The sequence below is a fragment of the Streptomyces sp. NPDC052299 genome (assembly GCF_040679335.1).
Classification (GTDB): domain Bacteria; phylum Actinomycetota; class Actinomycetes; order Streptomycetales; family Streptomycetaceae; genus Streptomyces.
Genome location: NZ_JBFAUP010000010.1, coordinates 47,980 through 73,476 on the forward strand (window position 1 = coordinate 47,980; position 25,497 = coordinate 73,476).

Below are 25,497 nucleotides of genomic sequence, written 5' to 3' on the forward strand. Positions count from 1 at the left end.
CCCTCACCCTCGACTTCAGGGTGAGGGTGAGCCCCGGTCGGCGAACACCCGGTCGAACGCCACCCGGGTGGGCGCGTTCTCGTCGCGGCCGAGGATGCCGAAGACGACCTCCTCGAAGTGGCCCGCGAACCGCCCCTCCCCGGTGAGCAGCGCGCGGAAGGCGCCCGCCACCTCCGCCGGGTCGTTGCGGAAGACGCCGCAGCCCCAGGCACCCAGGACGAGCCTGCGGTAGCCGCACACCGCCGCGACCTCCAGCACCCGTTCGGCCCGGGCGGCCAGCGCGGCCGGGATGCGGTGCGCCTCCTGCGGGGTCCGGGTGCGGATGACCCCGGCGTTGGGGGCCGGCGAGGTGAGGAAACCGGCCGCGTACGGGGCGTCGAGCAGCCGGCCGCGGTCGTCGCGGAAGACCGGCACCCCGGGCGAGTGGATGACCCGGTCGGTGTAGAACGCGTCGCGTTCGCCGCGGTGGTGGGCGTAGAAGCCGGGCGCCCGCAGCAGCGTGGCGTACAGCGCGGAGCCCCGGCACAGGGCCTCTTCCTGCGCCTGGGCGCCGTTGAGGAAGCCGCCGCCGGGGTTGCGGGCGGAGGCGTAGTTCAGGACGGCGACCTCGCCGGGGCGTTCGCGGGTCATCCGGGCGGCCGCCTGGAGGCTGCTCTCGCCGGTGACCTCGATGACCGGGGTTCGGTCCCGGTCGGGCACGACCCGCACCGGCTCGGGGCCGAACAGCCGCGTACCCGCGAGGGCGGCCGCCACACCCTGCTCGATGCTGATGTCGCGACCGTTTCCGGCGCGGTAGGAACCCGCCCGGACGATGGCCTCCGTTTCACGCGCGATTCCGCGCAGCCGGGCGCTCACGGGCCCTCCCCCTTATGGTGCATACGGGGCATGATCGGCGTTCTTCTCCCGGACACGCAATCGAATTTCCGGCGAAGAAGGCACTCTTGTGCGATGCCTCGGCAGCGGTTTGGGTAGGACGGACGCACCGGAACAAGGAGGCCCGGCATGTCATCCGAGACACCCGGCGGCCACGGTCCGCCACCCGGTCAGACCCCGCCCCTCGGTGAGGGCGAGGCGGAGGATTTACTGCGCGGCATCTGCTTCAAGACGGGGCCGCCGCGCACGGTGGGCGTCGAGCTGGAATGGCTCCTGCAGGACCGTGACCACCCGCATCGCACCGTCCCGCCCCACCTGCTGGAGGCGGCCGCGACGGCCGTCCGGGCGCTGCCGCTGAGCGCGGCGCTCACCTTCGAACCCGGCGGCCAGCTGGAACTCAGCTCGCGGCCCGCCGCTTCCCTGATGGCGTGTGTCGAGGACACCGCCGCCGATCTCACCGCCGTACGCGATGCCCTCGGAGCGCTGGGCCTCGCTCCGGCCGGTCTGGGCGTCGATCCCTGGCAGGCACCGCGCCGGCTCCTGCGCGAGCCCCGGTACGAGGCCATGGAGAAGGCCCTCGACCGGTGGGGCCCGGCCGGCCGCGCCATGATGTGCACCACCGCCTCCGTCCAGGTCTGCCTGGACGCCGGGGAGGAGGAGCCCGGCCCGCTCGGCTACGCGCGGCGCTGGCAGCTCGCCCATCTGCTGGGCGCCGTCCTGGTGGCGGCCTTCGCCAACTCGCCGTTCCGGACGGGCGCGCCGACGCCCTGGCGGTCCACCCGCCAGGCGCTGTGGGCCGACCTCGACCCGAAGCGGACGCTGGCGCCCGACGGGCTGCTGCCGCCCCGGGACGCCTGGGCCGCGCACGTCCTGGACACGCCCGTGCTGTGCGTACGGGGCGAGGGGCCGTGGCAGGTGCCGGACGGGCTCACGTTCCGCGACTGGATCCGGTCCGGGGTGCCCCGGCCCCCGGACCGGAGCGACCTCGACTACCACCTCACCACGCTGTTCCCGCCGGCCCGGCCGCGCGGGCATCTGGAGCTGCGCATGATCGACGCGCAGTCCGGTGACGACGGCTGGATCGTGCCCCTCGCCGTCACGACGGCCCTGTTCGACGACCCGGAGGCCGCCGAGACCGTGTACCGGACCGTGAAGCCGCTCGCCGAGACGGCCGGGGCGGGCTCCGCACCACGCAATCCGCTGTGGACCGCGGCCGCCCGCGACGGCCTGACCGACCCCGAGCTGCGCCAGGCGGCGGACGTCTGCTTCCGGCTCGCCCTGGAGGCGCTGCCCCGGCTGGGCGCGGGCGTCGCGGTGCGGGACGCGGTCGCCGGCTTCCACGACCGCTATGTCGCCCGGGGCAGATGCCCGGCCGACGACCTGCGGGACCTGCTCACCACGGGCGGGGCGCGCCGCGCCGCCCATCCGAAGGGGACCCTGTCATGACCGAATCCCCCGCGCCCCCGCACACCGGGGACGCCGAGGCGCTGCGCGAGCGGGCGCTCGCCGCGCTGCTGACCGCCCGCAGGCGCACCGCGCTGCTGACGGACAGCGTGGACGACCACGAGCTGACCGCCCAGCACTCGCCGCTGATGTCGCCGCTGGTCTGGGACCTGGCGCACATCGGCAACCAGGAGGAGCTGTGGCTGCTGCGCGGTGTGGCGGGGCGGGAGGCGATGCGCCCGGAGATCGACGGGCTGTACGACGCCTTCGAGCATCCGCGCGCCACCCGGCCCTCGTTGCCGCTGCTGGCGCCCGATGAGGCCCGCTCGTACGCCTCCGAGGTGCGCGGCAGGGCGCTGGACGTGCTGGAGTCCACCCCGCTCGGTGACGGGCCCGCGCTGGTCAGGTCGGGGTTCGCCTTCGGGATGATCGCGCAACACGAGCAGCAGCACGACGAGACGATGCTGATCACGCATCAGCTGCGTTCGGGGCCGGCCGCGCTGACGGCCCCGGAGCCGCCGCGCCCGGCGGGCGACGCCACCGCGCTGCCCGCCGAGGTCCTGGTGCCCGGCGGCCCCTTCACGATGGGCACGTCGGCCGAGCCGTGGGCCCTGGACAACGAACGCCCCGCGCACCGGCGGGACGTCCCCGGGTTCGTCATCGACACGGCTCCGGTGACGTGCGGCGCCTACCGGGCGTTCATCGAAGACGGCGGTTACGGCGAGCGGCGCTGGTGGGCGCCCGAGGGCTGGGCGATGGTCCGGGAGCACGAGTTGCGCGCCCCGCTGTTCTGGCACCGGGACGCCGGGCAGTGGCTGCGGCGGCGTTTCGGGGTGACCGAGCCGGTGCCGGACGACGAGCCGGTGCTGCACGTCAGCTGGTACGAGGCCGACGCGTACGCGCGCTGGGCGGGCCGCAGGCTGCCGACCGAGGCGGAGTGGGAGAAGGCGGCGCGCCACGATCCCGTCTCCGGGCGCTCGCGCCGCTATCCGTGGGGCGACGAGGACCCGACGCCGGAGCGGGCCAATCTGGGCCAGCGCCATCTGCGGCCCGCGCCCGCCGGGGCGTACCCGGCCGGGCGTGCGCCGTGCGGGGCGGGTCAGCTGATCGGTGACGTGTGGGAGTGGACGGCGAGCGATTTCCTGCCGTACCCGGGGTTCGCGCCGTTCCCGTACCGCGAGTACTCGGAGGTGTTCTTCGGCCCGGAGCACAAGGTGCTGCGGGGCGGCTCGTTCGCGGTGGACGCGGTGGCCTGCCGGGGTACGTTCCGCAACTGGGACCTGCCGGTCCGGCGGCAGATCTTCGCGGGGTTCCGCACCGCGAGGGACCTCTGATGTGCCGGCACATCGCCTACCTGGGGCCGCCGGTCGCCCTGGGCGAGCTGCTGTCGCGCCCGGCGCACTCCTTGGTACGGCAGTCCTGGGCGCCCCGCCGCCAACGCCACGGCACGGTCAACGCCGACGGTTTCGGGGTCGGCTGGTACGCGGAGGGCGACCCCGTGCCGGGGCGTTACCGCCGCCAGGGCCCCGTCTGGGGCGATCAGACCTTCGCCGATCTGGTCCGGGTGGTCCGGAGCCACGCCCTGCTCGCCGCGGTCCGGGACGCGACCGGCGCCGATCCGGACGGCGAGGCGGCCGCTGCGCCGTTCGCCGCGGACCGGGTGCTGTTCAGCCACAACGGCGCGGTGCGGGGCTGGCCCGGCTCGATGGCCTCCTTGGCGGCGACCCTGCCCCCGGCCGAGCTGCTGCGGCTCGCGGCGCGCTGCGACTCCGCCCTGGTGTGGGCGCTGGTGCGGCACCGGCTCGCGACCGGCGACGCACTCGCGCAGGCCGTGGCCGACACCGTGCCCGAGGTGGCGGAGGCCGCGCCGGGCTCCCGGCTCAACCTGCTGCTCACCGACGGCCGCACCATCGTGGCCACCGCCTGGGGCGACACCCTGTGGCATCTCACCGAGCCCGGCCGCCACACGGTCGTCGCCTCGGAGCCGTACGACGACGATCCCCGCTGGTCCGAGGTGCCCGACCGCACCCTGCTGACCGCGACCGCCGGCGACGTCCTGCTGACCCCGCTGAAGGAGCCCCGCCGTTGAGTCCCTTCCTGCTGACCCGCACCCTGCCCGAGGACGCGACGGACGCGGCGCTGCGCGCCGATGTGCTGCACGGCCTGTCGCGGCGCCCGAAGACGCTGCCGCCCAAGTGGTTCTACGACGCCCGGGGCAGCGAACTGTTCGAGGAGATCACCCGGCTCCCCGAGTACTACCCGACGCGCGCCGAGCGGGAGATCCTGATCGACCGGGCGGGCGAGATCGCCGCCGCGTCCGGCGCCCGCACACTGGTGGAGCTGGGGTCCGGCTCGTCGGAGAAGACCCGCCATCTGCTGGACGCGCTGCCGGACCTGCACAGTTACGTGCCGGTCGACGTCAGCGAGAGCGCGTTGCGCGGGGCGGCCGAGGCCCTGCTGACGGAGCGGCCCGGGCTGTCCGTGCACGCGCTGATCGCCGACTTCACGGCCGGGCTCTCGCTGCCGGAGACGCCGGGGCCCCGGCTGGTGGCGTTCCTCGGCGGCACCCTGGGCAATCTGCTGCCGGGCGAGCGGTCGGTGTTCCTGAAGTCGGTACGCGATCTGCTGGTGCCCGGGGACGCTCTGCTGCTCGGCACGGATCTCGTGAAGGACGAGGAGGTGCTGGTCGCGGCGTACGACGACGCGGCGGGGGTGACGGCGGCGTTCAACCGCAACGTGCTGTCGGTCGTCGACCGGGAGCTGGGCGCGGACTTCGTGCCGGAGGATTTCGCGCACGTGGCGCGGTGGAATCCGCGCGAGGAGTGGATCGAGATGCGGCTGCGGGCCCGCAGGTCGCTGACGGTGAAGATTCCGGAGCTGGATCTGGTGGTGCCGTTCGAGGCGGGTGAGGAGCTGCGCACCGAGGTGTCGGCGAAGTTCCGCGAGGACGGGGTGCGCGGTGAGCTGGCCGCGGCCGGTCTCCGGCTGGCCCACTGGTGGACGGACTCCGCGGACCGGTTCGCGCTCTCCCTGTCGACGGTGAACTGACCGGGGACGGGCACGGGGCCGGCGGTGTCCGGTCCCGTACCCGCGCCGGGCGTCAGCTGCCGGCGAGCACCGCGGTGATCTTCTCGGAGGCGGTCTTCGCCTCGGTCGCCGGGTCACCGCCCTGGAGAACCGCGGTCATGTAGCTCTTGATGGGGTTGTCGGCCTCGACCGCCGCCCACTGCGGGGAGTTGGGCGTGGCGTGGCCCTGCGCCGCGCCCTCGGCCATCGCGGCGGTGCTCTCCTCGCCCTCGATGACATGGGCCAGGGAGGGTTTGTTGGGCACGTAGCTCATCGTCTTGGCCAGGTCCTCCTGCCACTTGGCCCCGGCCAGCGCCTTGATGACCTCGTAGGCGGCGGCGCGCTGGTCGGACTTCTGCGGCACGATCAGGTCGGAGCCGCCGGTGAACACCGAGCCGGGCGCCTTTGCGGTCTTGCCGGGAATGGGGAAGTAGCCGAGCTTGCCCTTGAGTTCGGGGTTCTTCTTCTCGATCAGGGTCGCCGTGCTGGGGGTGGAGATGATCTGTGCGACATTCCCCTTGGCGAACACATTGGCCTGCGGGGGCTTTTCCTCGTCGGCGTCCTTGGGTCCGTCGCCCAGCGCCTGGAGCTTGGAATAGAACTCCATGCCCCTGAGCGCGGCGGGCGTGTCGAGAGTGCCCTCCCAGTCGCCTTCCCCATCGCTGGCGAGTTGCCCGCCCTCGTCCCAGATGAAGCCGGCGAGCACGTACCAGTTCTGCCCCGGCAGATACATGCCCTGGATTCCGTCGCGGTTCAGTTTCCCGGTGTCCTCGAGCCACTGCGCACGCGTCTTCGGGGGGTTCTTGATGCCCGCTTCCTCGAAGATGTCCTTGTTGTAGATCACCACGCGGTTGGCCGCGTACCACGGGATTCCGTACTGGACGCCGCCGATGCTCCCCGGCTCGGCGAGACCGGGCAGCCAGTCCTCCCTGCCCAGGTCACGCATGGATTCGAGGGTGAGGTCGCGCAGGTTGCCGCTCTCGGCGTACTGGGCGACCTGGGTGTTGCCGACCTCGATGACGTCGGGCGTGTCCTTGCCGGCCAGCGCCTCCAGGACCTTGGGGCCGATGCCGCCCCATTCCTGGATCTTGAACTCCAGATCGACCGAGGAGTGCTCGTCCTCGTACGACTTCTTGAAACGGTCCAGGAAGTCGGCGGTAACGCTGTCCTTCATCAGCCAGATCGTTACCTTCTCGCCGCCGGAGCCGCCGGTCCCGGGGATCACACCGCAGCCACCCAGCGCAGCAGTGGAAATAAGGGCGACAGCTCCGACGAGCATGCGGTTTTTCACGATTCACCTTCTGCGGAACGGCAGGACGAAATTTGCGGACCCGGTGTGGGGGACTGCGGGCTGCGCTCGCACGGGCGTGGCTGGATTTTGGTATGGACCAATACTTTGGTCAAGCTCCGTCACGGACATGCGCGATGTCCGCGTTCCCTCGCGAACCGGGCCGAGGTAGGGCACCTTGGTAGGGACGAGAGGAGACAAACCGTGTCAAATCACACGTATCGCGTCACCGAAATCGTAGGAACCTCCCAGGAAGGCGTGGACGAGGCGATCCGAAACGGCGTCGCAAGAGCCTCGGAAACGTTGCACAATCTCGACTGGTTCGAGATCACCCAGGTGCGCGGGCAGATCGAGGATGGCCGAATCGCGCACTACCAGGTCGGCCTGAAAGTGGGCTTCCGGCTCGACGACCCGAAGTGACGCGACCGCCCGCCGCCCCACGGGTGCGCGGCCCGTTCAGGTGCGCCCCTCGCGCTCCTGCGCGTCCTTCAGCGCCGGCGAGGCCGACGTCCAGCGGGCCCGCACCACGGTGAATCCGGCCAGCTCGGCGGCGTCGCAGACGAGTTCGTCGTCGTCCACGAGCATGCGTACGGTGCGGTCACGGCCGAGCCGCTCCAGGATCTCCAGCTTGGTCCGGCGGGCCGGCCTGCGGTCGTCGTTGCGCCGCATGTACAGCCGCCCCTCGGGCAGCCCCTGGCGGGCGAGCCAGGCCACGGTGTCCTTGCGGCACCGCTCCGGCCGGCCGGTGAGGTAGACGATCTCGCACTCCTCGGCGCTGCTCAGCGCCAGCCGCACGCCTTCGTCCAGCGGCGGGTCGTCCACGGCGGCGGCGAAGAAGGCGGCCCAGTCCCGGCGGCCCTCCAGGAAGTGCTGGCGGTGCGCGGTGTCGGCGAGCGTACCGTCGAGATCGAACACGGCCACTGGCCGGACGTCGTTTGTCATGCGGCCAGCAAACCAAGCGGCCGCCCCGTCCGGCCAACCGGCACGACCACCGGCCGGCCCCGGCAGACCGCACCGAGCACGGAGACCTCTCCCCCATGACCTCGCCCCACGATCCGTACGTACGGGTCCGAGGCGCCCGCGAGCACAATCTGCGGAACGCCGACGTCGACATCCCCCGCGACACCCTCACCGTCTTCACCGGCGTCTCCGGGTCCGGCAAGTCCTCGCTGGCCTTCGGCACGATCTACGCGGAGGCCCAGCGCCGATACTTCGAGTCCGTCGCCCCGTACGCCCGGCGGCTGATCCACCAGGTCGGCGCGCCCGCCGTCGGGGAGGTCACCGGGCTGCCGCCGGCCGTCTCGCTGGAGCAGCGCAGATCGGCGCCGGGCGCCCGGTCGTCCGTGGGCACGGTGACGACGCTGTCCAACTCGCTGCGGATGCTGTTCTCGCGGGCCGGGGACTATCCGGAGGGGGCCGAGCGGCTGGACTCGGACGCGTTCTCGCCGAACACCGCCGTCGGGGCGTGCCCGCGCTGCCACGGCCTCGGCCGGGTCCACCGCACCAGCGAGGAGCTGCTGGTCCCGGACCCGGAGCTGTCGGTCAGGGAGGGCGCGATCGCCGCCTGGCCGGGCGCCTGGCAGGGCAAGAACCTGCGCGATGTGCTGGACGCCCTCGGCTACGACGTGGACCGGCCCTGGCGGGAGCTGGCCCCGGCCGACCGGGAATGGATTCTGTTCACCGACGAGCAGCCGGTGGTGACCGTCCATCCGGTGCGCGAGGCGGGGCGCATCCAACGGCCCTACCAGGGCACGTACATGAGCGCGCGGCGCTATGTGATGCACACGTTCGCGGACTCGAAGAGCGCCACCCTGCGGGCGAAGGCCGAACGCTTCCTGAGCAGCGAACCCTGCCCGGTGTGCGGGGGCAGCAGACTGCGGCCGGAGGCGATGGCCGTCACGTTCGCGGGGCACACCATCGCGGAGCTCGCGGGCCTGGCGCTCACCGAGCTCGCCGGTGTGCTCGCGGCGGCGGGCGGTGACGAAACCGCCCGGGTGCTCACGGCGGACCTCCTGGCCCGCATCGGGACCGTCACCGAACTGGGCCTCGGCTACCTGAGCCTGGACCGCACGGCTCCCACGCTTTCCTCCGGTGAGCTCCAGCGGCTGCGGCTGGCGACCCAGTTGCGCGCGGGGCTCTTCGGTGTGGTGTACGTCCTGGACGAGCCGTCCGCCGGTCTGCATCCGGCGGACACCGAGGCGCTGCTCGCGGTGCTGGGGCGGCTGAAGGAGGCCGGGAACACGGTCTTCGTGGTGGAGCACCAGATGGACGTGGTGCGGCGGGCGGACTGGCTGGTGGATGTGGGGCCGCTGGCCGGTGAGCACGGTGGCCGGGTGCTGCACAGCGGGCCGCCCGCCGGGCTCGCCGGGGTCACGGAGTCGGCCACCCGGCGCTTCCTGTTCCCGGACGCGCCGCCCGCGCCGCGCGGCGTCCGCGCACCCTCGGGGTGGCTGCGGCTGTACGGGGTGGAGCGGCACAACGTGCGCGGGGTGGACGCGGCGTTCCCGCTGGGGGTGTTCACCGCGGTGACCGGGGTCTCCGGCTCGGGCAAGTCGACGCTGGTGGGGCAGGTCCTCGCGGGGGCTCTGGCGGACCGGCGCGGCGCCGAGGAGGACCGGGGCGACGAGCAGCCGGCCGCCGGATACGCCCGCGCCGAGGGGCTGGACGCGGTGGACCGGCTGGTGCAGGTGGACCAGCGACCCATCGGGCGTACGCCCCGTTCCAACCTGGCCACGTACACCGGTCTCTTCGACGTGGTGCGCAAGCTCTTCGCGGCCACTCCCCTGGCCCGGGAGCGGGGGTACCGGGCGGGCCGGTTCTCGTTCAACGTGGCCGGCGGGCGGTGCGAGACGTGCCAGGGCGAGGGGTTCGTCTCGGTGGAGCTGCTGTTCCTGCCGAGCACCTACGCGCCCTGCCCGGACTGCCACGGCGCGCGGTACAACCCGGAGACGCTGGAGGTCACGCTGCGCGGGCTGGACATCGCCCAGGTGCTGGACCTGACGGTGGAGGCGGCGGCGGGGTTCTTCGCCGGGACCCCGGCCGCCGCGCGCAGCCTGGGGACGCTGCTGGACGTGGGGCTCGGCTATCTGCGGCTCGGGCAGCCCGCGACGGAGCTGTCGGGTGGCGAGGCGCAGCGGATCAAGCTTGCGACGGAGCTCCAGCGGACGCGCCGGGGGCACACGCTGTACCTCCTGGACGAGCCGACGACGGGGCTGCATCCGGCCGATGTCGAGGTGCTGATGCGGCAGTTGCACGGGCTGGTGGAGGCCGGGTCCACGGTGGTGGTCGTGGAGCACGACATGGCCGTGGTCGCGGGTGCGGACTGGGTGATCGACCTCGGTCCGGGTGGCGGTGACCGGGGTGGCCGGATCGTGGCCGAGGGGCCGCCGGCGGAGGTGGCGCGGGCGCCGGAGAGCCGTACGGCGGGGTATCTGCGGGCGGCCCTGGGGCTTGCCTGAGCGACCGGCCCGTCTCAACTCCCCGGGTCGTGCTGCGGGTTGGCGGTCATCACGGGGAAGGGAAATGAAACAGTAAAGAATGTTGACAGTTATCTGGTCCATACCAATCATGGGCATGCCACACGGTCGTACACCGCCGTGCGGCATGTGACCCCCGGCCGGGAATCACAGGAACGGGCCGCGCCCCTCCCCGGGCGCGGCCGAGCCGTGCATCCGCCCGTTGTCCCACCCCGCTGGGAGCTGCCCCATGAGACGTCCAAGAACAGTCGGCGCCGTCCTGAGCGCCTTGGCCACCGCCGTCGCGTCCGCAGGTCTGGTCCTCGGATCAGGCGCCGGCGCCCAGGCCGCCACCACCGCCGCCACCCCCATGCCCGCGCACGTCTTCGCCCCGTACTTCGAGGCGTGGAACGGCGACAGCCCGGCCGCGCTCGCCCAGGCGTCCGGTGCGAAGTACCTGACGATGGCCTTCATCCAGACCGCCACCAAGGGCTCCTGCACCCCGTACTGGAACGGCGATTCGAGCATGCCGATCGCCCAGTCCGAGTTCGGCGCCGACTTCACCACCATGCGGTCGCGCGGCGGTGACGTCATCCCGTCGTTCGGCGGCTACACCGCGGACAACACCGGCACCGAGATCGCCGACAGCTGCACCAGTGTGGACTCGATCGCCGCCGCGTACGAGAAGGTCATCACGACCTACGACGTGTCGCGCCTCGACATGGACATCGAGGACAACTCCCTCGACAACAGCGCCGGGATCGACCGCCGCAACAAGGCGCTCAAGAAGGTCCAGGACTGGGCCGCCGCCAACGGGCGCCCGCTCCAGATCTCGTACACCCTGCCCACCACCACGCACGGGCTCGCCGAGTCCGGGCTCGCGGTGCTGGAGAACGCGGTGTCGAACGGCACCAAGGTCGACGTCGTCAACCTCATGACGTTCGACTACTACGACGGCGCCACGCACGACATGGCCAAGGACACCCAGACGTCCATCACCGGGCTGAAGGGCCAGCTGGCCTCGCTGTACCCCTCGAAGACCGACGCCCAGCTGTGGGGCATGACCGGCATCATCGAGATGCCCGGCATCGACGACTACGGACCGGCCGAGACCTTCACCACGGCCAACGCCCCCGTGGTGTACGACTGGGCCGTCTCCAAGGGCGTCAGCACCCTGTCGTTCTGGGCGCTCCAGCGCGACAACGGCGGCTGCCCGGGCACCGGAGGGAGCGACACCTGCTCCGGCATCGCGCAGGACACCTGGTACTTCACGCACACCTTCGCCCCGTTCACGAGCGGCGGCAGCGGCCCGGTGACCGACGACTACTCGGTGGCCGTCACCCCCTCGTCGGCCACCGTCGAGCCGGGCAAGTCCACCACCGCCACCGTGAAGACCGCGGTGACCTCGGGCGCCGCCAAGACGGTCGCGCTGACCGTCGGCGGGGCCCCGGCCGGGGTGACCGCCGCGCTCAGCCCGACCTCGGTGACGGCGGGCGGCTCCGCCACGCTGACGCTCAGCGCCTCTGCGTCGGCCGCCCCCGGCACGTACACCGTCACCGTAACCGGCACCTCCGGCACCCTCAGCCACTCGGCCCCGTTCACCCTGACGGTGCCCGGCCCGGGTGGCGGGACGGGGTCCCTGGTGAACGGTGACTTCGAGACCGGCGCGCTCGGCCCCTGGACCTGCCAGTCCGGCGGCGCGGTCGTCTCCTCACCGGTGCACGGCGGCACGCACGCGCTGTCCGTCGCGGCCACCTCGTCGCAGACCGGCGAGTGCGCGCAGACGCTCACCCTCTCCCCCAACACCAAGTACACCCTGGCGGGTTACGTGCAGGGGAACTACGCCTACCTCGGCGTCCGGGGCGACGCGACGGCCAGCACCTGGGGCCTCTTCAACGGCTACACCAAGCAGTCGACGACCTTCACCACAGGTTCCAGCGGCTCGGTCACGGTCTACCTGCACGGCTGGTACGGCCAGGGCACGGTGTACGGGGACGACCTCTCGGTCACCAAGTCCTGACCCGGTACGCGTAACGGCCTTCGGGCCCCGGAGGCGGGCGGCCTCCGGGGCCCTCGGGCCTGTACGGCACATCTCGTGCGCTCAGCGGCGGGCCTTGCGGGTCGCCCGCAGCCACTCCTTGTTCATGGCCGAGATCGACGGCAGCGGAATGCCCTTGGGGCAGGCGGTGGCGCACTCACCGGTGAGCGTGCAGCCGCCGAAGCCCTCGCTGTCCATCTGCTCCACCATGTCGAGCACCCGGGTCTCCCGCTCGGGGGCACCCTGCGGAAGCACGTTGAGGTGGTTGACCTTCGCCGAGGTGAAGAGCATCGCCGAACCGTTGGGGCAGGCCGCGACGCAGGCGCCGCAGCCGATGCACTCGGCGTGCTCGAAGGCGAAGTCGGCGTCCGGCTTCGGTACCGGCGTGGCATGCGCGTCGGGGGCCGTGCCGGTGGGGGCGGAGATGTAGCCGCCGGCCTGGATGATCCGGTCGAAGGCCGAGCGGTCCACGACCAGGTCCTTGACGACCGGGAAGGCCGAGGCGCGCCAGGGTTCGATGTCGATGGTGTCGCCGTCGTGGAAGGCGCGCATGTGGAGCTGGCAGGTGGTCGTCCGCTCCGGGCCGTGCGCGTCGCCGTTGATGACGAGGCTGCACGCGCCGCAGATGCCCTCGCGGCAGTCGTGGTCGAAGGCGACGGGGTCGTCGCCGGCGAGGATCAGCTCCTCGTTGAGGGTGTCGAGCATTTCCAGGAACGACATGTCCCGCGAGATGCCGTCCACCTCGTACGTGGACATGGCGCCGGGGGCGTCGGCGTTCTTCTGGCGCCAGACGCGCAGGGTGAGCTTCATGCGTAGCTCCGCTGGGTGGGGTGGACGTACTCGAAGACGAGGTCTTCCTTGTGCAGGACCGGGGCCTCGCCGGTGTCGGTGAACTCCCAGGCGGCGCCGTAGGAGAACTCCTCGTCGCGCCGGGCGGCCTCGCCGTCCGGGGTCTGGGACTCCTCGCGGAAGTGACCGCCGCAGGACTCGGCGCGGTGCAGGGCGTCGAGGCACATGAGCTCGGCGAGCTCCAGGTAGTCCACGATGCGATTGGCCTTCTCCAGCGACTGGTTGAACTCCTCGCCGGTTCCGGGGACCTTGATGCGGCGCCAGAACTCCTCGCGGATCAGCGGGATACGGGCGAGCGCGGTGCGCAGCCCCTCCTCGTTGCGGGCCATCCCGCAGTACTCCCACATGAGTTCGCCGATCTCGCGGTGGAAGGAGTCGGGGGTGCGGTCGCCGTCGACGGCCAGCAGCAGGTTGAGCCGGTCCTCGGTCTCCGCGACGACCTCTTCGACGGCCGGGTGCGAGGCGTCGAGGTCGTCGCGGTGCGGATTGCGGGCGAGGTAGTCGTTGATGGTGGACGGCAGGACGAAGTAGCCGTCGGCGAGCCCCTGCATCAGCGCGGAGGCACCGAGCCGGTTGGCGCCGTGGTCGGAGAAGTTGGCCTCACCGATCGCGAAGAGGCCCGGGATCGTCGTCTGGAGGTCGTAGTCGACCCAGAGGCCGCCCATCGTGTAGTGCACGGCCGGGTAGATCCGCATCGGGGTGACGTACGGGTCCTCGGCGGTGATCCGGGCGTACATGTCGAAGAGGTTGCCGTACTTCTCCTCGACCTTGGCCCGGCCCATCCGTCCGATGGCCTCGGCGAAGTCCAGGTAGACGCCCTGGCCGCCGGGGCCGACGCCGCGCCCCTCGTCGCAGACGTTCTTCGCGGCGCGCGAGGCGATGTCGCGGGGCACCAGGTTGCCGAAGGAGGGGTACTGGCGCTCCAGGTAGTAGTCGCGCTCGTCCTCCGGGATCTCGTTCGCGGGCCGGGTGTCGCCCTTGGCCTTCGGCACCCAGATGCGGCCGTCGTTGCGCAGCGACTCGCTCATCAGCGTCAGCTTGGACTGGTGGTCACCCGTGCGCGGGATGCAGGTGGGGTGGATCTGGGTGAAGCAGGGGTTGGCGAAGTAGGCACCGCGCCGGTGGGCCCGCCAGATGGCGGTGGCGTTGGAGTTCATCGCGTTGGTCGACAGGTAGAAGACGTTGCCGTAGCCCCCGCTGGCGAGGACCACCGCGTCGGCGAAGTAGGTGTCGATCCTCCCGGTGACGAGGTCGCGGGCGACAATGCCGCGCGCCCGTCCGTCCACCACGACCAGGTCGAGCATCTCGGTACGGGGGTGGAGCTCCACGTTGCCCGCGGCGATCTGCCGGGACAGTGCCTGGTAGGCGCCGAGGAGCAGTTGCTGTCCGGTCTGGCCGCGGGCGTAGAAGGTGCGGGAGACCTGGACGCCGCCGAAGGAGCGGTTGTCGAGGAGCCCGCCGTACTCACGGGCGAAGGGGACGCCCTGCGCGACGCACTGGTCGATGATCTCGACGGAGATCTGGGCCAGCCGGTGCACGTTCGACTCGCGGGCGCGGAAGTCGCCGCCCTTGACGGTGTCGTAGAAGAGGCGGTGCACCGAGTCGCCGTCGTTGCGGTAGTTCTTCGCGGCGTTGATGCCGCCCTGCGCGGCGACGGAGTGTGCCCGGCGGGGCGAGTCCTGGAAGCAGAACTGGACGACGTGGTAGCCCTGTTCGGCCAGGGTGGCACCGGCCGAGCCGCCGGCCAGGCCGGTGCCGACGACGATGACGGTGTGCTTGCGCCGGTTGGCGGGGTTGACCAGCCTGGCCTCGAAGCGGCGGGTGTCCCAGCGCTCGGAGACGGGGCCGGCGGGGGCCTTGGTGTCGGCGACGGGCTCGCCGGTCGTGTAGTGCGTGTAGTCGTTCATGTCAGCTCACGACTCCGGTCATGACGGCGACGGGTACGGAGATGAAGCCCACCGTCAGCACCAGCGCGAGGACATGGGCGAGGGTCTTCAGGACGCGGTCGCGGCTCGAGCGGCCGGCGCCGAGGGTCTGCGCGGCGCTCCAGAACCCGTGCCGGACGTGGAGCCCGAGGGCGAGCATCGCGACGATGTAGATGACATTGCCGTACCAGGTCGAGAAGGTGTCGATGACGTTCTGGTACGGGTGGCCGGACTGGAAGCCCCCGGAGTGCACGGTGCCGGTCGTCAGGTCCAGGATGTGCCAGACGATGAACAGCCCGAGGATGACCCCGCCGTAGCGCATGGTGCGGGTGGCGTAGCTCGCGCGCGGTCGCTTGTGCGCGTACGTGACAGGCCGGGCCCGCAGATCGCGGCGGCTGAGCTGGTACGCGGAGACCGCGTGCAGCACCACGGCGGCGACGAGCACCACGCGCACGATCCAGAGCGCCCACTCGTGGTGCAGGAACGGCTCGCCCACCACACGCAGCCAGTGCGCGTAGCCGTTGAACTCACCGGCCCCGAAGAAGATCTTCAGGTTTCCGATCATGTGGACGACCAAGTAGAGGAGCATGACCAGTCCGCTGACCGCCATGATCGCCTTCTTGCCGACGGTCGAGCCCCAGAGCGTACGCGTCATGGACGGCCGTCGGTCCGTCCGGGTTGCCAATGCCATGAACACGACGCTAGGGCCGGATCTCCGATCAGTCCAAGTCATCGATCAGCTGATCTCCATAGCCCATGCCTATGAAGCGGGGTAGCTTGGGGTGATGCAGTTCCAGCAGCTCACCTATTTCGTGGCCGTCGCCGAGGCCCGGCACTTCACCCGCGCCGCCGAGGAGGTGCACGTCTCGCAGCCCTCGCTCTCCCAGCAGATCCGGGCCCTGGAGAACGAGCTGGGCGCCGAGCTGTTCAGCCGGGCGCGCGGCAACATCACGCTGACGGACGCGGGCGAGGCCCTGCTCCCGCTGGCCCGGCGCATCCTGGCCGACGCCGACACGGCGCGCCACGAGGTGCAGGAGCTGGCGCAGCTGCGCCGGGGCCGGGTGCGGCTGGGGGCGACGCCCAGCGTGTGCACGGGCCTGCTGCCGGAGGTCCTGCGCGCCTTCCACGACCTCCATCCGGGCATCCAGCTGCTGCTGGAGGAGGGCGGTTCGCACGATCTCGTACGGGAGCTGGCGCGCGGGGCGCTCGATCTGGCCCTGGTGGTGCTGCCGCTGCCGGCCGCCTCACCGGCGCTGACCACGGTCGAGCTGCTTCAGGAGGACCTGGTGGTCGTCTCGTCGGCGCAGCGTCCCCGGCCGGGGCGGGGCGGGCGGGTCCGGATCGCGGATCTGGAGGGCGAGCCGCTGGTGATGTTCCGGCACGGCTACGACCTGCGGGAGCTGACGGTGGCCGCCTGCCGGGCGGAGGGCTTCGAGCCGTCGTTCACGGTGGAGGGCGGCGAGATGGACGCGGTGCTCGGCTTCGTCCGCGCGGGCCTGGGCATCGCCGTCGTCCCGAACATGGTCGCCGCCCGCTCCGGGGCCGACCTGCGAGCGACCCCGCTGGCCCGGCCCGGGCTGCGCCGCACCATCGCACTGGCCCACCGCAGCGACGTGGCCCCGCCGCGCGCGGCCCGTGAGCTCCAACGGGTCCTGCTGGGGGCTGTCTGACCGTTCCCGTCGTCCGCCCGGCAGACGGGAACGGTCAGACAGGCCCAGGGGCCGGGTGGGCGCGGCGAGCCCCTGAGGGCCGCCGCGCCCGGCCGGCTCACACCGCGTCGGCCAGCAGCAGCGAGTGGATGCGGTCCGGAGCGCCGGGGCGCGCGTAGTACCAGCCCTGGGCCGTGTCGCAGCCCAGCTGCCGCAGCTGCTCGGCCTGGGCACCGGTCTCCACGCCCTCCACGGTGACCGCCAGGTCGAGGCTGTGCGCGAGCGACACGATCCCCTCCACGATCTTCAGGTCGACCGGGTCCGCCGGATGGTGCTGCATCCCCTGCGTGAAGGACCGGTCCAGCTTCAGCACGCTCACCGGAAGCCTGCGCAGGTTCGCGAGGTTGGAGTAGCCGGTGCCGAAGTCGTCCAGCGCGATGTCGACGCCCATCTCGGCGAGCTGGCGCAGCGGCTTCAGGACGTCCTCGTCGGCCCCGATGAGCGCCGACTCGGTGACCTCCAGGCAGAGCGCGCCCGCTTCGAGTCCGGAGCGCTCCAGGACCTCGACGGTCTCCGCGACCAGCTGCGGGTGGTGCAGCTGGGCGGGCGAGAGGTTGACGTTGATCCGCAGCGGGCCGCCGTCGGTGTGCCGCTCCTGCCAGAAGTTGGCCTGCCGGACGGACTCCTCCAGGACCCAGCGGCCGAGCGGCACGATGAGCCCGGTGTGCTCGGCCAGCGCGATGAACCGGTCGGGCCCCAGGACCCCGTGCTGCGGATGGCACCAGCGCACCAGGGCCTCGGCGCCGTGCACCGTACCGTCGTCGAGGTGCACCAGCGGCTGGTACTCGATGAAGAACTCGCCGCGTTCCAGGGCGGCCGGCAGGGCCGTGGTCAGACCGTGCCGGGTGATGGCCCTGGCGTCCGCCTCCGCGTCGGCCAGTTCGAAGCGGTTGCCGCCCGCGGACTTGGCCCGGTACATGGTGATGTCGGCGCTGCGCAGCACCTCGGCGGCGCTGCGTTCCCCGGCGGGGCCCTCCACGACTCCGATCGAGCCGCGCACCGTCAGCTCACGCCCGTCCAGCCGGATGGGCGTGCCGAGGACACTGAGGATGCGGCAGGCGAGCTCGTCCACCTCGGCGGGGCTGTCGAAGCTCGTCGTGAGCGCCACGAACTCGTCGCCGCCGAGCCTGGCGACCATCTCGCCCGAGGCGGTCGCGCAGCTCTGGAGCCGGTCCGCGACCTCCACGAGCAGCCGGTCGCCCGCGGCGTGGCCCAGGCTGTCGTTGATCGCCTTGAAGCCGTCCAGGTCGAGGTAGCAGAGGCCGAAGCGGCTGCCGTCGCCCGCTGAGAGCGCTTTCTCAAGACGCTCGAAGAAGAGCGTCCGGTTGGGCAGGCCGGTGAGCGCGTCGTGGGTCGCCTCGTAGCGGAGACGGAGGTTGAGCAGACGGCGCTCGGTGGTGTCCTCCAGCAGCGCCAGCTGGTATTCGGGGCGCCCTTCGGCGTCGCGCAGCAGCGACACCGTGAGGTTGGTCCACAGGACGGTGCCGTCGTTGCGGTAGTACGGCTTCTCGACCCGGTAGTGCTCGCGTTCGCCGCGTACCAGCTCGTTGTAGTACTTCCAGACCTGCGGGGAGTCCTCGGGGTGGACCCACTCGTTGACGCGGTGGCTCAGGACGTGGTTCTCCAGGCCGCCGAACATCCGGGTGAGGGTGTCGTTGACCTCCAGCACGTTGCCGTCGAGGTCGGCGATGCCGATGCCGATGGCCGCGTCCTTGAAGACGGCGCGGAAGCGTGCCTCGGTGGCGTGCAGGGCCTGTTCGGCGTGGGAGCGGGCGGCGAGCGCGGAGCGGGCGATGGCCTCCTGCTCGGCCAGCGTCCGCTCGCGCAGGGCCTGGGTGAAGCCGGCGGCCACCGCGTGCTGGATGCGGGCACAGCGGGACCGGCTGTCCTCGGTGGCGAGGGCCACCGGCCCGTTGCTGCCGCAGTAGAGCACCAGATACGAGTCGACGACGCCGAGCGTGGAGCTGAGCGCGTCCGGGTCGGTGCAGTGGGCGGCGACGAGCGCGCCGCCCACCCCGGTGGCCGCGGCCGGGTCGAACGGGCGGGCGTGCAGGGTGTCGCTGAGCGTACGGGCCAGCGGCAGCAGGTGCTGCTCGAACTCGGGCCGGGTCAGGGAAGTGGCCGTCGACGGGAAGATGGCCCGGCTCCAGATGGTGGCGAACCTCCGGAGCCGGTCCTCGGGGCCGTCGGGCGCCGCCTCCGGGGACCCGGGCGGCTGGGCGGGAATGCTCACGCCTTGCGTCCCACTCCCGCGATGCCCGAGAAGGCGTACGGGTCCTCGTTCTCGGGGGCCGCGGCGTTCTCGGGGCGCCATTCCGGCATCGCCACGAGGCCGGGCTCGACCAGCTCGTAGCCGTCGAAGAAGCGTGCAACCTCATCGCGCGTGCGCATGATCAGCGGGTTGCGGATGTTCCGGTACACGCCGACCGCGCCGCCCGCCTCCTCGCGGCTGAGCGGAATGCCTTCGTACGTCGCGTGCGTGACGATCAGGAGGCTGCCCGGGGCGAGCATGTCGCGGAGCGCGGCGACGGCGCCCTGCGGGTCGTCCGCGTCCTCGATGAAGTGGAGGACGGCCACGAGCAGCAGTGCCACCGGGCGGTCGAAGTCGAGGAGCTTGCTCACCTCGGGGCTGTCCCGGATCTCCCAGGGGCGGCGCAGGTCGGCCGAGGCGATCGTGGCGCCGTCGTTGCCTTCGAGGACGGCCTGGCTGTGCGCGACGGCGACCGGGTCGTGATCGACGTAGGCGACCTTGGCCGCGGGGTCGATCGCCTGGGCGACCTCGTGGACATTGCCGAAGGTGGGTATCCCGGAACCGATGTCGAGGAACTGGCCGACGCCCTCGCTCAGCGCGTAGCGCACCGCGCGGCGCATAAAGGCCCGGTTCGCCTGCATGACCTTGGGAAGTCCCGGCATGAACTCCATGGCCTTCCGGGCCGCTTCCCGGTCCACCTCGAAATTGTGCGAGCCGCCCAGATAGAAGTCATACATTCGGGACACGCTCGGCACCGAAATGTCAATGCCTTGCGGTGCCCAGGCGGGACGCTCCATCGATGTCTCCAACAAGTCGCCACGGCGATCCGGCCATGTCCATGGTCAGTGTGGACCAGAGGCTACTGATCGACCGCCAAGAGAGCGAGCGGAAACGGAAATTAGCCGTCCGTTATTGGTCACACTCCTATGGCATGTGCGACCGCCTCGTCGCTGCCCGTCACATTCGCCGAACGAGACGCATCAAATAGTTCACTCCCGGACTACTTTGGCACGTCAGGGACGTCGGCCCCCGTGAAGGAGGGGCATCATGTCCCGCGAGGGCCTTGGACGTTGGCGTTCGCGCACCGGATGCGCTCGGGGCCGGGCGGGCCCGTCCGGGCACCGGGAGACCGGCACGTGTCTCCTCGCGGCGGTCCCAAGCCCGGGAATGCGCGGGGCCGGTGACACAGCCTTTGGCGCCATTCCCGCGAAGAGGGTCGACAATCGGCCATTTCCGGAGACCGGGGCCCGGCAGGCGCCCGTTCCATTTCACCGGCGCAAACCCCGCGCACCCCAGGTCCCCTCCATCAGGCGAATCCGCTCGCCGTCCGGCGTGCCGCCGCACGGCCCGGAACATGCTCCCGGTCGTGTACGGATCACTCTTCTGGCGGCTGGCCGCGGCGCTCGCGCTCACCTGGCTGCTGACCGCCCCCGCCCCCGCGGCCGCCGACAGCTGCGCGTACGCGTCCATCGGGGACGGCGACGGCGGCACGGCCGTGGCCGTCAGCGGCGACGGCAGCTGTTTCGCCGGCCCGGAGCCCACACCGAAGCCGAAGCCGCCACCACCGCCCCCACCCCCGCCGAAACCGGCACCACCGCCGCCCCCTCCTCCACCGCCGCCCCCTCCTCCACCTCCACCGGCGCCGGCACCCGAGCCCGTACCGGCGCCGCCGCCCCCTCCCCCGCCTGCCCCGAAGCCCGAGCCGAAGCCGAAGCCGAAGCCGAAGCCGAGTCCTTCGCCGTCCGTACGGCCCTCGCCTTCCGCCCGCATCGCCCTCCCCGCGTACCGCAGACCGGTGCGGAAGCCACCCCAGCGCCACACCTCCCTGGTCACGCTCACCTTGATGATCACGGCCCCCGCGGTGTTCGCCGTCGCCGTGCTGCGCCCCCGTTCCCGATGAATTCCGGAGACGCCCATGTCGGAATGGCTCGTCCTCACGCTCGCCATGGTCGCGGCCACCGCCGTCGTCCTGACCATCGCCGTCCTCAGCAACCGCAGACTCCCGGAGGACGACGACCCGTCCGAAACCCCCGACGTCATCGAGTACATGACGATGATGATCGGAGTGATCTACGCGATCGTGCTGGGCCTCGCCATCGCGGGCGTCTGGGAGGGCCGGGGCGCCGCGCAGGAGTACGTCCGCCAGGAGGCCCAGGCCCTGCACGAGGTGAGCGAGCGATCCGCCGTCTATCCGCGAGAGGTGCGCACCCGCATCCGGGCCGACGTCGACGCGTACGTGAGCTATGTGGTGCACGACGAGTGGCGGACCATGACCAAGCACGGGACGCTCAGCGACCGCGGGGCCGAACTGCTGGACCGGGTGCGCGACGACGTCACGGACTACCGGCCCAAGACGGACCACGAGGGGCAGGCGTATCAGCCGCTGGTCGACCAGGTGGCAGCGGCCGACGACGCCCGCAGCGCGCGCGGCCAGAGCGCGGGCGCGACCATGCCCGGGGTGGTGTGGTTCGGGCTGGTCATCGGCGCCCTGGTGACGGTGGGGCTGATCTTCACGCTGCAGATCCGCCGCACCTTCCGGGAACTGCTGCTCGCGGGGCTCTTCAGTGTGCTGATCGCCTTCCTCCTCTTCCTGATCTGGGACTTCGACTCACCGTTCGGCCGGGGCTTCTCGGCCACCGCGGCCCCGTTCCTCGACCTCTTCCCGGGGGCGGCGGACGGATAGCCGGGCCGGTGCGCCGCCCGGGGGACAGCGGTGCCCCATTCGCCGGACCCCGATCGCGGGCGAAATGCGCCACTTCTAGCGTGGGCGGCGTTCGAGGTGCATTTCTGACACTTTGTGGAAATCCGTTCCGCAGCTGCTCCTCGGGGACCCGGAGGATTCACCATGCGCGCAATACGTGTCGCCCCCGTCGCTCTGCTCGGCGCCGCCGCACTCACCCTGACCGGCCCGGCCGTGACCGCGTACGCCGCGACCGCGGGCGGTCCGTCGGGCGGCGGGAACGGGTACACCGTGACGCCGTCGGTGGTCGCGCCCGGGGGCAAGGTCACCCTGGCGGCCCGGGCCTGCTCCACGACGGCCACGGCGTCCTCGGGGGTGTTCGACACCGTCACCATCCCGGTGAACGGCAGCGCCCAGGCCACCGTGGACTGGGACGCCAAGCCGGGCGCCGCCTACGAGGTGACGTTCATCTGCAACACCTCGCCCAGCTCCACGGCCAAGGTGAACCTCACCGTCAGCGCGGCCACGGGCACGCCCACCACGAGCTCGACCAGCACGGCGGCCGCCACGGCCTCACCGGCCGGTGTGCAGGGTGGTCTGGGCGGCAGCATCGACAGCGTGAACTCCGGTGAGATCGTGGCGGGCACCGCGCTCGCCGTGGCCGCCGGGGCCGGTGTCGTGTTCTTCGTGCGCCGCCGCAGGGTGGGCCGCTCGCACTGACCGGTACGAGCGGATGGGCAACGAGAGTCGCCCCGGTCCTGGCACAGGACTCGGGGCGACTTCGTTATGGGTCCGGCGGGGGCGTCCTGACGGTCAGACCGCCCCATGGCCCGTCCTCCGGCGGCGCATGATGTACACGCCTCCGCCGAGGGCCGCCGAGGCGACGAGACCGGCACCGACACCCATCTCCGCCGGGGTCGCCGCCATCGAGCCGCCGAGCCCGCCCTGGGCGCCCCGGCTGTCGAGCACGGTGAAGCGGTGGCCCGCCGTCCGGTCGGTGCCGTCGCACCGGACCGTCAGGTTGTACGTACCGGGCGTCGCGTTGTCGAAGATGCGGACCCGGGCGTGGCCGACCCGTCCGGCAGAGAGCCGGGTGGTGCGGAAGGCGTTGGACGAGACGCTGCCGCCCCGGCCGCAGCCCTCGGCGCTGACCTGCATGGCGGCACCCTGGTGCACGCGCTCGGGGTCGACGGTCACGTTGTTCGGGCCGTTGTTGCGCCCGTTGCCGTTCCCGTTCCCGTTGCCGTTGCCGTTGCCGTTGTTGTTGCCGTTGCCGTTGCCGTTGTTCCAGCCGCCCGGGTCGTTCCAGTCGTTCTGGTTGTTGCCGTTGTTCTGGTTGTTGTTCTGGTTGTTCCCGACGTCTCCGCCGGCGGTCGCCATCGGGGCGCCGGCCCCGAGGGCGGCGACGGCGGCCGCCGCGACCACCAGAGCGCGTGTAGCACGCATCGTTCCAACCTCCACCGGGAAGCGCCCCGGGGCTCTGTGCGCCGGGATGGATCGACGAGAACGCCTCCCATGACGAACCCTCACCAGAACCTTGATCGCCCGCATTTCGGGGCTGCTCCGGACCGGTGATCCGACACGCCGTGGGGACACCTCGCAAGCTGACGGATGCCCAGGTCACGGGCCGTCAGAAGATTTATCCGCGCGCTACTCCGATAAGCATCCGGGTGGCGGGCCGCCACCCGTTCGCCCTTCTCTGATCGCCGCCCGGTGGCACCGCGCCTAGCGTTCTGCTCGTCGCGACGAAGGGAGAACCATGGGCCGGGACAACTGGCGACCGGAGCGGATCCGACACTCGCCGTGGGGCGCGCTCGCCCTGGCGATGCTCTCCGGTCTGGCACTCATGCGCAACGGGGCGGACCTCTCCCCCGGCCCTCCGCAGCCGGTCGCCGCCGCCTCCGTGGGCCACCAGAACAACGCGCCCGCGGCCCCGGCCGCCGGTCCGGTCGTCAAGCCGCTCCCCTACGCGCCCGTCGCCCGGGTGGCGATCCCCGCCATCCAGGTCGACGCGCCGGTCATCGACGTCAACCTGGACCCGGACGGCTGGATCGAGACCCCGCCGCCGGAGGACCCCAACCTGGCCGGCTGGTACCAGAACGGCATCGCCCCCGGGCAGACCGGCACCTCCGTCGTCGTCGGCCACGTCGACAACAAGGCGGGCCCCGCCGTCTTCTACGGGCTCGGCTCGCTGAAGAAGGGGGACCACATCGAGGTCGACCGCAGCGACGACCGGGTGGCGGTCTTCGAGGTGTACGGCGTCGAGGTCTTCGCCAAGAACGACTTCCCCGGCGCCCGGGTCTACGGCGACACCGGGCAGCCGGAGCTGCGGGTCATCACCTGCGGCGGCGGCTACACCAAGGCCAACGGCTACGACGGCAACGTCGTGGTCTTCGCCCGCCTGGTGGACACCCGCTGAACCGCCCCGTCAGCGGCGCCGCGGCACCGTGAGCCGGTATCCGCCGTCCAGCAGCTCCGGCAGATACCGGCGCAGCGCCGCCACGCTCTGCGAGCGGTCGCCGCCCGCGTCGTGCGAGAGCACCACGACCCCGGGGCCCGCGCCCTGCCTGACCCGGCGCACGATGGTGTCGGTGCCGGGCTCGGTCCAGTCGAGCGTGTCCACGGTCCAGGCCATCGGCTCCATGCCCATCGCCGCGCCGATCTCGAACGAGTCGCGGTTCCAGGCACCGTAGGGCGCCCGGTACCAGAGCGGCGCCTCGCCGGTGATCTCCTCGATGACGTCGCTGGTGCGCCCCAGCTCGTCGGTGATCCCGGCCCGGGGGAGCTCGGTGACCAGGGGGTGCGTCCAGGTGTGGTTGCCGACGGTGTGCCCCTCGTCGGAGATCCGGCGGACCAGGTCGCGGTTGTCGTTCGCCATCTCCCCGCACACGAAGAACATCGCCCGCACGTCGTGCTCGCGCAGCGTGTCCAGGATGTGCGGGGTGTACAGCGGGTCGGGGCCGTCGTCGAAGGACAGCACCATGGCGTGCCCGATGTCGGGCACGTGCTCGAACGGCCGAGTGCGGACCGGCGGGGCCGCCGGGCGGTACCGGGGCGGCGTCTGTCCCGTCATGGGCCGCAGCCTATAGGCGAGTGCCCGGCCGCGGAAGGCGGTGGCCGGGGCGCCCGCCGCGCCCTCGACGGGGGTCGTCGGACGGGCCGGGGAGGTGACGGGGTCCGCGGAGGCGAGCCGTACGGCGGTGGCGGCGCCCAGGCCGGCGGCCAGCCGCAGGACCGTTCTCCGTAGCAGCGGCCTGTGATCACTCTTCATCCCCCACTGCTCGCACGCCAGCCCCTCCGCCCGCCTCGGCGACACCGGCCGCCGGGGTTTTTGCACCCGGATGGCGGGGAAGCCCCGGCAGCGGCGATGAACGGGGCGCGGCCGCCGGGAGGCCGGGCCGGAAGCCGTGGGGCGAGCCGATAGCCTCACTGCCGTGACAGATCAGCACTCCCACCAGTTCGAACGTGGCACAGACGGTCCGAAGGTGATCGTCGCGGGCCTGGACGGCTCCGAATCCTCCATGCGCGCGGCGGCCTACGCGGCCGGGCTCGCGCGACGGCAGCGGGCCATGCTGGCGCTGGTGTACGTCCAGCCGGTGCTGGCGGCGGGCGCGGCGCTCGGGGCTCCGGTCGGCGACGCCACCGCCGAGGTGGCCGAGGGCCTGGTGGAGGAGATCCGCCGGTCGACGGCCCGGATGAAGGACATATGGGACGTTCGCTGGGAGTTCCACACTTTCCGGGGCGACCCCTACAACGGTCTGGTGACCGCCGCCGACGAACTCAAGGCGGATGCCGTGGTGGTGGGCGCATCGGAGTCGGCGGGGCACCGTTTCATCGGCTCGGTGGCCGTCCGCCTGGTCAAGGCGGGTCGCTGGCCGGTCACCGTGGTGCCTTAGAAGACATCTCATGTGGTGAGTCGG

23 protein-coding genes are annotated in these 25,497 nt (G+C 71.9%); 13 read left to right on the top strand and 10 right to left on the bottom strand.

Annotated elements, in window-relative coordinates; genetic code table 11:
* Nucleotides 1-15 precede the first annotated feature (15 nt).
* Nucleotides 16-855, bottom strand: coding sequence for a TIGR02452 family protein (locus AB0L33_RS18610; RefSeq protein WP_365682655.1), 840 nt, complete (start codon nt 853-855; stop codon nt 16-18).
* Nucleotides 856-1,002: 147 nt separating this feature from the next.
* On the opposite strand from AB0L33_RS18610, the gene egtA reads away from it, so the two are divergent.
* Genes egtA through egtD form a run of 4 tightly spaced genes read left to right on the top strand, consistent with a single transcriptional unit; the run spans nt 1,003 to nt 5,364 of the window.
* Entirely contained in the window at nt 1,003-2,319 is a 1,317-nt protein-coding gene (gene egtA, locus AB0L33_RS18615) for an ergothioneine biosynthesis glutamate--cysteine ligase EgtA (protein WP_365682657.1), read from the top strand.
* On the top strand, nt 2,316-3,650 hold the full coding sequence (egtB, locus tag AB0L33_RS18620) for an ergothioneine biosynthesis protein EgtB (RefSeq protein WP_365682659.1): 1,335 nt from the start codon (nt 2,316-2,318) through the stop codon (nt 3,648-3,650). Before egtA ends, egtB begins: the two co-directional genes overlap by 4 nt.
* On the top strand, nt 3,650-4,405 hold the full coding sequence (gene egtC, locus AB0L33_RS18625) for an ergothioneine biosynthesis protein EgtC (RefSeq protein ID WP_365682661.1): 756 nt from the start codon (nt 3,650-3,652) through the stop codon (nt 4,403-4,405). Before egtB ends, egtC begins: the two co-directional genes overlap by 1 nt.
* The gene (egtD, locus tag AB0L33_RS18630; protein ID WP_365682663.1) at nt 4,402-5,364 is read left to right on the top strand and encodes an L-histidine N(alpha)-methyltransferase; all 963 of its coding nucleotides are present in this window, start codon (nt 4,402-4,404) and stop codon (nt 5,362-5,364) included. Before egtC ends, egtD begins: the two co-directional genes overlap by 4 nt.
* A gap of 52 nt (nt 5,365-5,416) precedes the next feature.
* Here egtD and AB0L33_RS18635 read toward each other — a convergent pair whose 3' ends face one another.
* Nucleotides 5,417-6,673 (bottom strand): extracellular solute-binding protein, encoded by a 1,257-nt coding sequence (locus AB0L33_RS18635; RefSeq protein ID WP_365682665.1) that lies wholly within the window; start codon nt 6,671-6,673, stop codon nt 5,417-5,419.
* Between the two features lie 201 nt (nt 6,674-6,874).
* Here AB0L33_RS18635 and AB0L33_RS18640 point away from each other — a divergent pair, with 201 nt between their 5' ends.
* Nucleotides 6,875-7,090, top strand: coding sequence for a dodecin (locus tag AB0L33_RS18640; protein ID WP_143622752.1), 216 nt, complete (start codon nt 6,875-6,877; stop codon nt 7,088-7,090).
* A gap of 36 nt (nt 7,091-7,126) precedes the next feature.
* Here AB0L33_RS18640 and AB0L33_RS18645 read toward each other — a convergent pair whose 3' ends face one another.
* Nucleotides 7,127-7,612 carry a hypothetical protein gene (locus AB0L33_RS18645; RefSeq protein WP_365682667.1) on the bottom strand — a complete coding sequence of 162 codons (486 nt, stop codon included), beginning with the start codon at nt 7,610-7,612 and terminating at the stop codon, nt 7,127-7,129.
* Nucleotides 7,613-7,707: 95 nt separating this feature from the next.
* Between AB0L33_RS18645 and AB0L33_RS18650 the strand changes: the two genes are divergently transcribed.
* Together AB0L33_RS18650 and AB0L33_RS18655 are read left to right on the top strand one after the other, a co-directional pair.
* The gene (locus AB0L33_RS18650; protein ID WP_365682669.1) at nt 7,708-10,128 is read left to right on the top strand and encodes an excinuclease ABC subunit UvrA; all 2,421 of its coding nucleotides are present in this window, start codon (nt 7,708-7,710) and stop codon (nt 10,126-10,128) included.
* 247 nt (nt 10,129-10,375) lie between these two features.
* Nucleotides 10,376-12,145, top strand: coding sequence for a glycosyl hydrolase family 18 protein (locus AB0L33_RS18655; RefSeq protein ID WP_365682671.1), 1,770 nt, complete (start codon nt 10,376-10,378; stop codon nt 12,143-12,145).
* 81 nt (nt 12,146-12,226) lie between these two features.
* Here the strand turns inward: AB0L33_RS18655 and AB0L33_RS18660 are convergent, their stop codons facing one another.
* The 3 genes from AB0L33_RS18660 to AB0L33_RS18670 are packed head-to-tail and all read right to left on the bottom strand — an operon-like array spanning nt 12,227 to nt 15,628.
* Nucleotides 12,227-12,973: a succinate dehydrogenase/fumarate reductase iron-sulfur subunit gene (locus AB0L33_RS18660; RefSeq protein ID WP_365682673.1), complete on the bottom strand. Its 747-nt coding sequence runs from the start codon at nt 12,971-12,973 to the stop codon at nt 12,227-12,229.
* On the bottom strand, nt 12,970-14,919 hold the full coding sequence (locus AB0L33_RS18665; RefSeq protein WP_365682674.1) for a fumarate reductase/succinate dehydrogenase flavoprotein subunit: 1,950 nt from the start codon (nt 14,917-14,919) through the stop codon (nt 12,970-12,972). Before AB0L33_RS18665 ends, AB0L33_RS18660 begins: the two co-directional genes overlap by 4 nt.
* Before the next feature lies 1 nt (nt 14,920).
* On the bottom strand, nt 14,921-15,628 hold the full coding sequence (locus tag AB0L33_RS18670; RefSeq protein WP_365682676.1) for a succinate dehydrogenase: 708 nt from the start codon (nt 15,626-15,628) through the stop codon (nt 14,921-14,923).
* 94 nt (nt 15,629-15,722) lie between these two features.
* On the opposite strand from AB0L33_RS18670, the gene AB0L33_RS18675 reads away from it, so the two are divergent.
* Nucleotides 15,723-16,607 (top strand): LysR substrate-binding domain-containing protein, encoded by an 885-nt coding sequence (locus tag AB0L33_RS18675; RefSeq protein WP_365682678.1) that lies wholly within the window; start codon nt 15,723-15,725, stop codon nt 16,605-16,607.
* A gap of 97 nt (nt 16,608-16,704) precedes the next feature.
* Here the strand turns inward: AB0L33_RS18675 and AB0L33_RS18680 are convergent, their stop codons facing one another.
* Together AB0L33_RS18680 and AB0L33_RS18685 are read right to left on the bottom strand one after the other, a co-directional pair.
* Complete coding sequence (locus AB0L33_RS18680) at nt 16,705-18,879, bottom strand: EAL domain-containing protein (RefSeq protein ID WP_365682680.1); 2,175 nt, start codon at nt 18,877-18,879, stop codon at nt 16,705-16,707.
* Nucleotides 18,876-19,694 (bottom strand): SAM-dependent methyltransferase, encoded by an 819-nt coding sequence (locus tag AB0L33_RS18685; protein WP_365682682.1) that lies wholly within the window; start codon nt 19,692-19,694, stop codon nt 18,876-18,878. Before AB0L33_RS18685 ends, AB0L33_RS18680 begins: the two co-directional genes overlap by 4 nt.
* A 569-nt stretch (nt 19,695-20,263) precedes the next feature.
* Between AB0L33_RS18685 and AB0L33_RS18690 the strand changes: the two genes are divergently transcribed.
* From AB0L33_RS18690 to AB0L33_RS18700, 3 genes are all read left to right on the top strand, one after another.
* Entirely contained in the window at nt 20,264-20,797 is a 534-nt protein-coding gene (locus AB0L33_RS18690) for a hypothetical protein (RefSeq protein WP_365682684.1), read from the top strand.
* A gap of 15 nt (nt 20,798-20,812) precedes the next feature.
* Complete coding sequence (locus tag AB0L33_RS18695) at nt 20,813-21,580, top strand: hypothetical protein (protein WP_365682686.1); 768 nt, start codon at nt 20,813-20,815, stop codon at nt 21,578-21,580.
* Nucleotides 21,581-21,742: 162 nt separating this feature from the next.
* A complete protein-coding gene (locus tag AB0L33_RS18700) occupies nt 21,743-22,297 on the top strand; it encodes a hypothetical protein (RefSeq protein ID WP_365682688.1) in 555 nt (184 codons plus the stop codon).
* Nucleotides 22,298-22,390: 93 nt separating this feature from the next.
* Here the strand turns inward: AB0L33_RS18700 and AB0L33_RS18705 are convergent, their stop codons facing one another.
* Nucleotides 22,391-23,023, bottom strand: a complete 633-nt coding sequence (locus AB0L33_RS18705) for a hypothetical protein (protein ID WP_365682690.1) — start codon at nt 23,021-23,023, stop codon at nt 22,391-22,393.
* Nucleotides 23,024-23,336: 313 nt separating this feature from the next.
* Between AB0L33_RS18705 and AB0L33_RS18710 the strand changes: the two genes are divergently transcribed.
* On the top strand, nt 23,337-23,996 hold the full coding sequence (locus AB0L33_RS18710) for a class F sortase (RefSeq protein WP_365682692.1): 660 nt from the start codon (nt 23,337-23,339) through the stop codon (nt 23,994-23,996).
* A 9-nt stretch (nt 23,997-24,005) separates the two neighbouring features.
* On the opposite strand, the gene AB0L33_RS18715 is transcribed toward AB0L33_RS18710, so the two are convergent.
* Nucleotides 24,006-24,848 carry a polysaccharide deacetylase family protein gene (locus AB0L33_RS18715; RefSeq protein ID WP_365682693.1) on the bottom strand — a complete coding sequence of 281 codons (843 nt, stop codon included), beginning with the start codon at nt 24,846-24,848 and terminating at the stop codon, nt 24,006-24,008.
* 163 nt (nt 24,849-25,011) lie between these two features.
* Between AB0L33_RS18715 and AB0L33_RS18720 the strand changes: the two genes are divergently transcribed.
* Nucleotides 25,012-25,473: a universal stress protein gene (locus tag AB0L33_RS18720; RefSeq protein ID WP_143622725.1), complete on the top strand. Its 462-nt coding sequence runs from the start codon at nt 25,012-25,014 to the stop codon at nt 25,471-25,473.
* Nucleotides 25,474-25,497 lie beyond the last annotated feature (24 nt).

Coding starts and splice junctions, on each gene's coding strand:
- AB0L33_RS18650 (WP_365682669.1), top strand. CDS start 7,708: ATGACCTCGCCCCACGATCCGTACGTACGGGTCCGAGGCGCCCGCGAG.
- AB0L33_RS18700 (WP_365682688.1), top strand. CDS start 21,743: ATGCGCGCAATACGTGTCGCCCCCGTCGCTCTGCTCGGCGCCGCCGCA.
- AB0L33_RS18670 (WP_365682676.1), bottom strand. CDS start 15,628: ATGGCATTGGCAACCCGGACGGACCGACGGCCGTCCATGACGCGTACG.
- AB0L33_RS18685 (WP_365682682.1), bottom strand. CDS start 19,694: ATGGAGCGTCCCGCCTGGGCACCGCAAGGCATTGACATTTCGGTGCCG.
- AB0L33_RS18655 (WP_365682671.1), top strand. CDS start 10,376: ATGAGACGTCCAAGAACAGTCGGCGCCGTCCTGAGCGCCTTGGCCACC.
- AB0L33_RS18645 (WP_365682667.1), bottom strand. CDS start 7,612: ATGACAAACGACGTCCGGCCAGTGGCCGTGTTCGATCTCGACGGTACG.
- AB0L33_RS18715 (WP_365682693.1), bottom strand. CDS start 24,848: ATGAAGAGTGATCACAGGCCGCTGCTACGGAGAACGGTCCTGCGGCTG.
- AB0L33_RS18675 (WP_365682678.1), top strand. CDS start 15,723: ATGCAGTTCCAGCAGCTCACCTATTTCGTGGCCGTCGCCGAGGCCCGG.
- egtB (WP_365682659.1), top strand. CDS start 2,316: ATGACCGAATCCCCCGCGCCCCCGCACACCGGGGACGCCGAGGCGCTG.
- egtA (WP_365682657.1), top strand. CDS start 1,003: ATGTCATCCGAGACACCCGGCGGCCACGGTCCGCCACCCGGTCAGACC.
- AB0L33_RS18710 (WP_365682692.1), top strand. CDS start 23,337: ATGGGCCGGGACAACTGGCGACCGGAGCGGATCCGACACTCGCCGTGG.
- AB0L33_RS18705 (WP_365682690.1), bottom strand. CDS start 23,023: ATGCGTGCTACACGCGCTCTGGTGGTCGCGGCGGCCGCCGTCGCCGCC.
- AB0L33_RS18660 (WP_365682673.1), bottom strand. CDS start 12,973: ATGAAGCTCACCCTGCGCGTCTGGCGCCAGAAGAACGCCGACGCCCCC.
- AB0L33_RS18665 (WP_365682674.1), bottom strand. CDS start 14,919: ATGAACGACTACACGCACTACACGACCGGCGAGCCCGTCGCCGACACC.
- egtC (WP_365682661.1), top strand. CDS start 3,650: ATGTGCCGGCACATCGCCTACCTGGGGCCGCCGGTCGCCCTGGGCGAG.
- AB0L33_RS18695 (WP_365682686.1), top strand. CDS start 20,813: ATGTCGGAATGGCTCGTCCTCACGCTCGCCATGGTCGCGGCCACCGCC.